Origin of the sequence: Micromonospora phytophila, assembly GCF_023656545.1 — a bacterium.
GTDB lineage: Bacteria > Actinomycetota > Actinomycetes > Mycobacteriales > Micromonosporaceae > Micromonospora > Micromonospora phytophila.
On sequence record NZ_JAMOKF010000275.1, the window covers coordinates 1 to 7405 of the forward strand.

The 7405-nt window shown below is 74.5% G+C and carries 7 protein-coding genes; 3 read left to right on the forward strand and 4 right to left on the reverse strand.

What is annotated here, in order from left to right; genetic code table 11:
* Nucleotides 1-80: 80 nt before the first annotated feature.
* A complete protein-coding gene (locus NCC78_RS24410) occupies nucleotides 81-596 on the forward strand; it encodes a metallophosphoesterase family protein (RefSeq protein WP_250797303.1) in 516 nt (171 codons plus the stop codon).
* Here the strand turns inward: NCC78_RS24410 and NCC78_RS24415 are convergent.
* The gene (locus NCC78_RS24415) at nucleotides 590-799 is read right to left on the reverse strand and encodes a DUF3072 domain-containing protein (RefSeq protein WP_250797295.1); all 210 of its coding nucleotides are present in this window, start codon (nucleotides 797-799) and stop codon (nucleotides 590-592) included. The two genes, NCC78_RS24410 and NCC78_RS24415, sit on opposite strands and share 7 nt — an antisense overlap.
* A 166-nt stretch (nucleotides 800-965) precedes the next feature.
* Here NCC78_RS24415 and NCC78_RS24420 point away from each other — a divergent pair, with 166 nt between their 5' ends.
* Nucleotides 966-1901, forward strand: coding sequence for an NAD(P)/FAD-dependent oxidoreductase (locus NCC78_RS24420; RefSeq protein ID WP_250797304.1), 936 nt, complete (start codon nucleotides 966-968; stop codon nucleotides 1899-1901).
* Nucleotides 1902-1914: 13 nt separating this feature from the next.
* Here NCC78_RS24420 and NCC78_RS24425 read toward each other — a convergent pair whose 3' ends face one another.
* The 3 genes from NCC78_RS24425 to NCC78_RS24435 all read right to left on the reverse strand — a co-directional run bounded on the left by NCC78_RS24425 (nucleotide 1915) and on the right by NCC78_RS24435 (nucleotide 6159).
* Nucleotides 1915-3207 carry a cation:proton antiporter gene (locus NCC78_RS24425; RefSeq protein ID WP_250797297.1) on the reverse strand — a complete coding sequence of 431 codons (1293 nt, stop codon included), beginning with the start codon at nucleotides 3205-3207 and terminating at the stop codon, nucleotides 1915-1917.
* 105 nt (nucleotides 3208-3312) lie between these two features.
* Nucleotides 3313-3990 carry an HAD family hydrolase gene (locus tag NCC78_RS24430; protein ID WP_250797299.1) on the reverse strand — a complete coding sequence of 226 codons (678 nt, stop codon included), beginning with the start codon at nucleotides 3988-3990 and terminating at the stop codon, nucleotides 3313-3315.
* A 42-nt stretch (nucleotides 3991-4032) separates the two neighbouring features.
* A complete protein-coding gene (locus tag NCC78_RS24435; RefSeq protein ID WP_250797300.1) occupies nucleotides 4033-6159 on the reverse strand; it encodes an ATP-binding SpoIIE family protein phosphatase in 2127 nt (708 codons plus the stop codon).
* Nucleotides 6160-6347: 188 nt separating this feature from the next.
* Between NCC78_RS24435 and NCC78_RS24440 the strand changes: the two genes are divergently transcribed.
* The gene (locus NCC78_RS24440) at nucleotides 6348-7217 is read left to right on the forward strand and encodes a mechanosensitive ion channel family protein (protein WP_250797301.1); all 870 of its coding nucleotides are present in this window, start codon (nucleotides 6348-6350) and stop codon (nucleotides 7215-7217) included.
* Nucleotides 7218-7405 lie beyond the last annotated feature (188 nt).

Sequence of the window (7405 nt, forward strand, 5' to 3'; positions counted from 1 at the left end):
CCGGGTGGTGCCTGGCCGAGGGGCGTGAGCCGGCCGGGTCGTGCGCGGCCGAAGGGCGGGACCTGCGGGACAATGACGGGATGCGCCTGGTGATCACCGCCGACACGCACGTACCGAAGCGGGCCAAGGACCTGCCCGCGCCGCTCTGGGCGGCGATCGACGCCGCCGACGTGGTCGTGCACGCCGGCGACTGGGTGGACGAGTCGCTGCTGGACGCGATCGAGGCCCGGGCGCGCCGCCTGGTCGGGGTGTACGGCAACAACGACGGGCCGGCGCTGCGCGCCCGGCTACCGGAGTTCGCCCGGGTGGACCTCGACGGACTGCGGGTCGGTGTGGTGCACGAGACCGGGGCGCGGACGCGGCGGGAGGAGCGCTGCGCCGCCCGGTTCCCCGACGTCGACCTGCTGGTCTTCGGTCACTCGCACATCCCGTGGGACACCGTCGCCCCGGGCGGGCTGCGCCTGCTCAACCCGGGCTCACCGACCGACCGCCGGTCCCAGCCGTACGCCACCTTCCTGACCGCGCGGGTGGCGGCGGGGCGGCTCGACGAGGTCGAGCTGCACCGCCTCCCTCCCCGCCGGCCACCGGGTCACTGACCGCGGCCGGTCTCCTCCTGAAGCTCGTCGATCCGCTTGGACGCCTCCGCCTTGGTCATCTCCTCCGGCAGGTCCTCGCCGGCCTCCCGGGCCAGCGTGGCCAGGTAGGACTCCTGCGCCGCAGTCGGCGGCTCCCCGCCGGTGACCCACTCGTCCGGGTCCTTGATCGCGCCCTGCGGGTTGCTGTCGGTCCGGTCCGTCATCATCTCCACCTTCCTTCGAACAGACGTGCCAATACCCCGGTCGGGGTCGGTCCATGCGCCTGATCCGCCCGGCGGCACCCGGCGCGGTGGCCCGCGCGCTCCGTCTCGGCCGCCTCACCCGCCCGCCGACGCATACGATCACCGGATGAGCGCGGACCGGACGGGTGTGGTGGTGGTCGGTGCCGGCATCGCCGGGGTGGCGTGCGCGGCGGAACTGGTCCGCGCCGGCATCCCAGTGGAGATCCGCGAACGCGGACGGGTGCCCGGCGGCCGGATGGCGAGCCGACGCTTCGACGGCCGGCCCGCCGACACCGGTGCGGCGTACCTCACCGCCAGCGACCCGGACTTCGCCGCGGTGCTCGACCGGTGGCGGGCCGCCGGGCTGGCCCGCCCGTGGACCGACACCTTCGTCGCGTACGGCACCGACGGTCGGCGTGAGGTGCCCGGCCCGATGCGCTGGGCGGCGCCGGGGGGACTGCGGTCGTTGGTCGAGGAGCTGGCCCGGGAGCTGCCGGTGACCGTCGACCGGCTGGTGCTCGGCGTCGAGCCGGGGCCGGTGGTGGACGGGCGGCCCTGCGAGGCGGTGGCGCTGGCCATGCCGGGGCCGCAGGCGGCGCTGCTGCTCGACCCGGCCCTGGCCGCGGCCACCCGGGCCACGCAGGTGCAGCGCTGGTCGCCGTCGCTGGCGGCGGTGCTGCGTTTTCCCGCCCGGCGGTGGGCCGACTTCCGTGGCGCCTTCGTCAACGACCACGCGGTGCTGAACCTGGTCTGCGACGACGGCGACCGGCGGGGCGACGACGCGCCGGTGCTGGTCGCGCACACCGTGCCCGAGTTCACCGCCGGCCACCTGGCCCAGCCCAGCGCGGCGGGACCGGCGATCGAGCAGGCCGTCCGGGACCTGCTCGGGTTGCCCGAGCCGGCCCTAGACGTGCACGTGCACCGCTGGACGTACGCCAAGCCGACGGCCGGCGCCCAGGGGACCTACCACCTGGACGCCGACGGCGTCGGGCTGGCCGGCGACGCCTTCGGCAAGCCCCGGGTGCAGAGCGCCTGGCTCTCCGGCCGCGATCTCGGCCGCGCCCTGGTCGCCCGGCTGACCTGATCCGCCTCCCGGGTCAGGGGTTGCCGGCGGCGACGGGGGTGCCGGCGGGGGTGCGCTCCGACGGGTCGGTGGTCCGCTCGCCCGCCCGGTCGAGCAGCTGCATGACCGGGGTCGCCGCGATGCCGTGCACCACCACCGAGACGATCACCACCAGGCCGACGGTCGCCCAGATCAGGTCCGCCTGCGGGAAGTCGGCCTTCGTGGTGGCGTAGGCGAGGTAGTAGAACGAGCCCACCCCACGGATGCCGAACGACGCGATCACCCAGTGCTCGGCCGGCCGGCCGGGTGCGCCGCGCAGCGACAGCCAGCCGAACAGCGGCCGGACCAGGAAGACCAGCGTCAGCCCGACCGCGGCGGCCTGCCAGGTCAGCGGGCCCAGCAGGCCGCCGACCACCGCACCGCCGAAGAGCAGCAGCAGCAGCACGGTGAGCAGCCGCTCGACCTGCTCGGCGAAGTCGTGCAGCACCGTGTGGAACTCGTGGGTGCGTTCGGCGGACCGGATCGCCCGGGCGGCGACGAAGACCGCCAGGAACCCGTACCCGCTGACCAGCTCCACCAGCCCGTACGCCAGGAAGGTGGCGGCCAGCGCGAGGAAGCCCTCGGCGTGCCGGGCCAGCCGCAGCTCGCTCGGGGCCCGGAAGAAGAGCTTGCCGAGCAGCCACCCGATCAGCCAGCCGCCGAGCACGCCGGCGCCGACCTTCCAGAGCACGTCCACGGTGAGCCAGCGGCCCAGCCAGTCGCCCGGGGCGAGACTGGTGGTGGCGATGGCGATGGCCGCGTACACGAAGGGGAAGGCCAGCCCGTCGTTGAGGCCGGCCTCCGAGGTGAGGGCGAAGCGGACCTCGTCCTCGGAGTCCTCCACGTCGGTCGGCTCACCCACCTGCACGTCGGCGGCGAGCACCGGGTCGGTGGGGGCGAGCGCCGCCCCGAGCAGCAGCGCGGCGGCCGGCACCAGTCCGGCCCACCACCAGCCGAGCAGTGCCACCGCCGCGATGCAGAGCGGCATGGCGATGGCCAGCAGTCGCCAGGTCGACGACCAGCGGGCCCAGCTCAACGGGCGGTCGATCTTGAGGCCGGCGCCCATCAGCGCCACGATCACGCCGATCTCGGTGAGGTGGGTGGCGACCTCCTTGTGCACCAGCGGGTCGGGGTCGGGCAGGCCGACGGGGAGCAGGAAGATCAGCATGCCGAGGCCGAGGAAGGCGATCGGCATGGACAGTGGACGGCGTTCGAGCACCCGCGGCAGGATCCCCGCCAGCAACGCGCCCAGACCCACCACCGCGAACGCGACGTCCACCGGCTCCACGACACCACCTCTCGCCTCGCCCACGGCGTGCGGGCAGGTGGTGACAGAGCTTGCCCCGGGAAGGGTGTCCGTATTCCTGCCCGGTTCGACCGACCCGGGTGACGCTCACCTCGCAGCGGCGAGCGGCGAGTCCCCGAGGACGGCGAGCAGCGCGGCCGGGTCGTCGTAGACCGCCACCGCGCCGGCCCCGGCCAGCTCGCCCCGGCTGGTGCCGCCGCAGGTGAGCGCGACGCAGGGGATGTCCAGCTTGGCGGCGGAAGCGACGTCCCAGACCGAGTCGCCGACGAAGACCACGCGCTCGGCGGTCAGCCCGGACTGCTCCAGGGCGGCGACCAGGATGTCCGGCGCGGGCTTGCTCTCCTGCGCGTCCGCGGACGAGGTGACGGCGTCGATCACGTCGTCGGCGTCCAGCGCCCGGCGCAGCGCGGCCACCTCGTGCTCGGCGGCCGAGGTGGCCAGCACCACCCGCAGCCCCCGCTCCGCGCAGGCCCGCAGCAGGTCGGCCGCCCCGGGCAGCGGTACCAGTCGCTCCCAGTACTCGGCGAAGAGGGTGTCGTGGGCGTCCCGCAGCTTGCCGTCCGCGTCCCGGTCCCGCTCCGGGCCGAGCAGGTGGTCGAGCAGCTTGTCCGAGCCCATCCCGATGGCGCGGTGGACCGTCGCCATCGGCACGGGCCGGTCGGTCTGGCGCAACGCCTCCCACCAGCTCACGGTGTGCAGGTAGGTGGTGTCGACCAGGGTGCCGTCCACGTCGAAGAGGACACCGGCGGGCTTCTCGGTAGGCATGGGCGTTGTGCTACCCGCTGCGGGCCCGCCTGACGCCACCGGTCACCCGGACGGGATCAGGATCTCGAACCACACCGTCGAGCCGCGTACGGTCGGGTCCGTTCCCCAGGCGTCGCTCAGCTCCTCGATCAGCCCCAGACCGCGACCCCGGCTGCTCAGCGTGTCGGTCTGTGCCCGGGTGACCGTGCCCCGGGTGCCCGAGTCGGCCACCGACACCAGCAGCCGCTCCGGGCTGAGGTCGATCTCCACCCGGGCGGCGGTGCCCGCGTGCAGCAGCGCGTTGGTGGTCAACTCGCTGGTGCAGAGCACCGCCGCGCCGATGATCGACTCCGGCACCTGCCATTCGGTGAGCTGCCCGGTCATCCAGTGCCGTACCCGGCTCGGCGCGGTCGGCTCGGCCGGCACCTCCATGCTCGCCGATCGGCTCGGCCGCAACGCGTGCTCCACCGCCAGCACCGCGACGTCGTCCTCGGTGGCGCCGGAGACCGCGGCGGTGGCCACCGCGCACAACGCGCGCGGGTCGCCGCTGCCCGCCTCGGCCACCGCGGCGGCCAGCGCGTCCAGGCCGGTCGTCAGCCCCTGCCAGCGCCGCTCCACCACCCCGTCGCTGAACAGCAGCAGGGTGTCACCGGGCTCGAACCGGACGGTGGTGGTGGCCGGCCGGCAGCCCAGGCCCAGCGGGGCGCCGGTGGGCACGTCGAGGTACTCGGCGACAGGCTCACCCGTCTCGGTGCACCGGCGGATCAGCGGGGCGGGATGGCCGGCGCTGGCCAGGGTGAGCCGCTGCCGTTCCGCGTCGATCACCCCGAAGACCACGGTCACGAAGAGCTCGTGGGTGCCCGCCTCGGCGCCCAGGCTGGTGACCAGCCGGTCGAGCCCGGCCAGGACGGCGTCGGGACGGGGGTCGCTCAACGCCAGCGCGCGCAGCGCGGCGCGGACCTGCCCCATCCGGGCGGCGGCCTGCACGTCGTGGCCGGCGACGTCGCCGAGGACGACGCCGAGCCCGCCGGTGGGCAGCAGGAAGGCGTCGTAGAAGTCCCCGCCCGCGGCGTTGCCGTCGACGCCCGGGTCGTAGCGGGCCGCGATGCGCAGCCGGGGCAGGTCCGGCAGGTGCTCGGGCAGCATGCTGCGTTGCAGCAGCTGGGCGGTGCCGTGCTGGGTCTCGAACCGGCGCGCCCGCTCGGCGGCCTGACCGATCAGCTCGGCCGAGGCGGCCAGCAGCGCCCGCTCGGCGGCCGACCAGCTGTGGGCCCGCTGGTAGCCGACGGTCAGGCCACCGCGGACCACCGACGCCCGCAGCGGCACCGCGGCCAGCGCACGGATCTTCTGGTCGTGCCGGTCCACCGCGGTCTCCCGCAGCGGCTGGCCGTCGTCGGTGAAGTGCGGCACGCCGCTGCGGGCCGTGTCCACCCCCGGCGCCGCCCAGTCGGCCGGCGCGCGCCGCCACAGCGGAGGGAGCCGCTCGTCGGCCTCGTCCATCAGCTCACCGCGGATGCGCCGGACCATCCGCCACCCACCCCCGCCCTCGTCGACGGCGAAGGCGACCCGGTCGGCGTCGAACGAGGTGATCGCGTAGCGCAGCGCGACCCGCGCCACGTCGTCCAGGGTGAGCGTGCCCGCGAGCGCGGCGGCGAAGTCGCTCAGGCTCTGCAGCTGCTCGGTGGCCTGGGTGGTCTCCGCCGCCACGGTGAGCACCCCGGCGATCCGCCCGGCGCCGTCCCGCAGCGCCGAGTAGCCCCGGGTGAAGACCGCCTGCTCGACGACGCCCCCACGGCGTTGCAGCGGCAGGGTGGTCTCCTTCTCCAGGAACGGCTCACCCGAGCGGTAGGTGTGTTCGACGACGTCGCCCACCCCGGGCAGCCGCCAGATCTCCGCAAAGACCTCGGCGGCCGGGCGGCCGACGGCGCCCGGGTGCTTGTCTCCGATCAGCTCGGCGTACCCGTCGTTGTAGAGCAGCAGGAGATCCTCGCCCAGGGCGAGAGCCATCGGCACCGGCGAGGCGAGGACCAGCTCGGCCGCCGCCCGGACCGTCGGGTCCCAGGCCCCCCACGGGCCCAGCGACGTGCCGGCCCAGTCGTGGTCGAGGGCGGCCGCCACGGCGCCCGAGGCGGCGGGTGCTCCCGAGACCGGGGCTGGTGGGTTGGGGACCCGTCCGACCGTTCCTGGCATGACCGCAGCCTAGCCCGACGGCCGACGGCCTTCTCCGATCAAGCCCCGCGCGTCGGTTCCGGTGACCGTTCGGGCAGGTCAGGGCCGGTCTGCGGTGACATGTCGGGAAAAACCAGGTGACCGGGACGGCGTGCCACCGGACCGACCGGGTATGCGCGCGACGCAGTCCATGCGACAGGAGGGACATCATGCGGGATAGCCTCGCGGTCAGGCAGGTCGACATCGGCGACGCCGTGGCCGACATGTGGAGGTCGGTGCTGCTGTTCATACCGCGGGCCATCGCGTTCATCGCGATCCTCGTGGTGGGATGGCTCATCGCCAGAGCGGTCCTCAAGATCGTCGACGCCGCGCTGGAACGCGTCGGTTTCGATCGGGCGGTCGAGCGGGGCGGCATCAGACGCGCGCTGGAACGCACCAAGTACGACGCCAGCGACATCCTGGCGAAACTGGCGTACTACGCCGTGCTGCTGTTCACCCTGCAGTTCGCCTTCGGGGTGTGGGGACCCAACGCGATCAGTGACCTGATCAGCGGCGTTGTCGCCTGGCTGCCCCGGGCCTTCGTGGCGATCATCATCGTGGTCGTCGCCGCCGCCATCGCCAACGCGGTGCGGGACCTGGTCTCCGGGGCGTTGGGCGGGCTCCCGTACGGCAGGATCCTGGCCGACGTGGTGGCGGTCTTCATCCTCGCGCTGGGTGTGATCGCCGCGCTGAACCAGGTGGGCATCGCCACCACGGTGACCACGCCGGTGCTGATCGCGGTGCTCGCCACGGTGGCCGGCATCCTGATCGTCGGCGTCGGCGGCGGTCTGGTGCGGCCGATGCAGAATCGCTGGGACCGCTGGCTGGACCGGATGGCCGAGGAGTCGCGCGCGGTGCAGGAGCACCGGCGGGCCCAGACGGTGGGGCAGAGCGACGTCAACCGGCAGATGGCCGACCGGGCGGGCGCCGAGCGCACGCAGGTCATCCGGCCCGAGCAGGAGACCGCGAGCCCGATGGGCGGGCGCGGCGCCTACCAGCCGGGCGGCGGGAGCGACGAGACCCAGCAGTTCCGCCCCTGAGCGGGCGGTCGACACGACGGCTCGGCAGGAAAGGGTGTCCGCGGGGAGTCCGCGGGCACCCTTGCGGCATGCCCGGGCGCGGTTGACGCCGACGCCTCAGAGCGGGGGGAGCGGGGCGGGCGCCGGTCACACGGACGCAGAACTCGTTGCGCAGCGCGTGCGCGTCCTCCTCGCGGAACACCACCTGG

What these genes read in the sequence shown, in the direction of transcription:
- NCC78_RS24410 (WP_250797303.1), top strand. Translation starts at nt 81, where the DNA reads ATGCGCCTGGTGATCACCGCCGACACGCACGTACCGAAGCGGGCCAAG.
- NCC78_RS24415 (WP_250797295.1), bottom strand. Translation starts at nt 799, where the DNA reads ATGACGGACCGGACCGACAGCAACCCGCAGGGCGCGATCAAGGACCCG.
- NCC78_RS24430 (WP_250797299.1), bottom strand. Translation starts at nt 3,990, where the DNA reads ATGCCTACCGAGAAGCCCGCCGGTGTCCTCTTCGACGTGGACGGCACC.
- NCC78_RS24435 (WP_250797300.1), bottom strand. Translation starts at nt 6,159, where the DNA reads ATGCCAGGAACGGTCGGACGGGTCCCCAACCCACCAGCCCCGGTCTCG.
- NCC78_RS24440 (WP_250797301.1), top strand. Translation starts at nt 6,348, where the DNA reads ATGCGGGATAGCCTCGCGGTCAGGCAGGTCGACATCGGCGACGCCGTG.